Annotated in this window: 2 protein-coding genes; both read left to right on the top strand. The window is 70.5% G+C overall.

The genetic code is table 11. From position 1 onward, the window contains the following. Positions 1-633: ABC transporter permease (locus J8I82_RS37520; protein ID WP_209765651.1), on the top strand; the 633-nt coding region annotated here is incomplete at its 5' end. Continuing rightward, on the top strand, positions 633-2,071 hold a 1,439-nt coding region (locus J8I82_RS37525; RefSeq protein ID WP_209765653.1), incomplete at its 3' end, for an ABC transporter ATP-binding protein. The genes J8I82_RS37520 and J8I82_RS37525, both read left to right, overlap by 1 nt.

The following is a 2,071-nucleotide window of genomic DNA, read 5'->3' on the forward strand; positions in this document are numbered from 1 at the left end:
ATGCTCGCGCGCGTGCTGCTCGGCGCGCGCTATACCGTCTGCCTGGCGCTGGTCTCGACACTGTGCGCGAGCGGCATCGGCATCACGCTCGCGCTGCTGGCCACCGTCAGCGGCCGCTGGATCGATGCCTGCCTGAGCCGCGGCCTCGATACGCTCACCGCGATCCCGAGCAAGATGTTCGCGCTGATCATGGTCGCCGCCTTCGGCTCCTCGGTGTGGATGCTCGCCATCACCGCGGCCATCATCTACGTTCCCGGCGCGTATCGCATCGCGCGCTCGCTGGCGGTCAACATCAACGCGATGGACTACGTGACCGTCGCCCGCACGCGCGGCGAAGGCACCGCCTACATCATGCGCCAGGAGATCCTGCCCAACATCGTCGGCCCCATGCTGGCCGACCTGGGGCTGCGCTTCGTCTACGTCGTGCTGCTGCTCGCCAGCCTCAGCTTCCTCGGCCTGGGCATCCAGCCGCCCGAGGCCGACTGGGGTTCGCTGGTGCGCGAGAACATCGGCGCCCTCTCCGAGGGCAGCATGGCCGTGGTGGCGCCGGCGCTGGCCATCGCCAGCCTGACCATGGCGGTCAACCTGGTCATCGACAATCTGCCGGGCCGCTCGGCACGTGGGGGGAAATAATGGGCACGTCCGTAAAAGTCAGCAATCTGCGCATCACCGCCGGCGCGGCGACCCTGGTCGACGGCGTCGACTTCGAGATCGAGCCGGGCAAGGTGCTGGCCCTGATCGGCGAATCCGGCTCGGGCAAGACCACCACCGCGCTCGCCCTGATGGGCTTCGCGCGCGACGGCTGCGAGATCGCCGGCAGCATCCGGGTGGGCGCCACCGACGTGCTGCACCTGCCGCCGGGCGAGCAGCGCCGGCTGCGCGGGCGCAACATCACGTATATCGCGCAAAGCGCCGCGGCCTCGTTCAATCCGTCGCGCACCATCATGGACCAGGTGGTCGAGCCGGCGCTGATCCACCGCCTGATGGACCGCAAGGCGGCCGAGCAGAAGGCGATCGCGCTGTACCGTGAACTGGCGCTGCCCAATCCCGAGTCCATCGGCCAGCGCTATCCCCACCAGGTGTCCGGTGGGCAGCTGCAGCGCCTGATGGCGGCCATGGCGCTGATCACCGATCCCGACCTGGTGATCCTGGACGAGCCGACCACGGCACTGGACGTGACCACGCAGGTCGAAGTGCTGCGCGTGTTCCGCCGCGCGGTGCGCGAGCGCCGCACCACCGCGGTCTATGTGAGCCACGACCTGGCCGTGGTGGCCCAGGTGGCCGACCATATCCTGGTGCTGCGCGATGGCAAGATGCGCGAGCTGGGCGAGACCGACCAGATCCTGTACCAGCCGGCCGACGACTACACCCGCTGCCTGCTGGCCGCGGCGCGCCCGGCCGAGCGCCCCGGCGCGCCGGTGGACCCGGACAAGAGCCCGCTATTGCTCGAGGTGCGCGACCTGTCGGCCGGCTACGGCCCGCTCGATGCGCACGGGCAGCCCGCGGCGAAGATCCTGGAGGGGGTCGACCTGAAGCTGTACCGGGGCCAGGCCATCGGCGTGATCGGCGAGTCGGGTTCCGGCAAGACCACGCTGGCGCGGGCCGTCGCCGGGCTGGTGGCGCCGTGCCGCGGCAGCATCGCCTTCAATGGCCGCCCGCTGAAGCCGACCGTGGCCGAACGCAGCCGCGACGAGCTGCGCCGCATCCAGATCGTGTTCCAGATGGCCGATACCGCGCTCAATCCCGCGCGCACCATCCAGGAGATCCTGGCCCGGCCGCTGCAGTTCTACCACGGCCTGCGCGGGGAAGCGCTGCGCGCGCGGATCCGCCAGCTGCTGGACCTGGTGCGGCTGCCGGCGGGCGTGGCGCAGCGCACGCCGGGCGGCCTCTCCGGCGGGCAGAAGCAGCGGGTGAACCTGGCCCGCGCGCTTGCCGCCGATCCGGAGCTGATCCTGTGCGACGAGATCACCTCGGCGCTGGACACCGTGGTCGGCGCCGCCATCCTCGACCTGATGGCCGAGCTGCGCAAGGAGCTGGGGGTCTCGTACCTCTTCATCAGCCACGACCTGCA

The sequence above is a fragment of the Cupriavidus consociatus genome (genome assembly GCF_017814975.1).
Classification (GTDB): domain Bacteria; phylum Pseudomonadota; class Gammaproteobacteria; order Burkholderiales; family Burkholderiaceae; genus Cupriavidus; species Cupriavidus consociatus.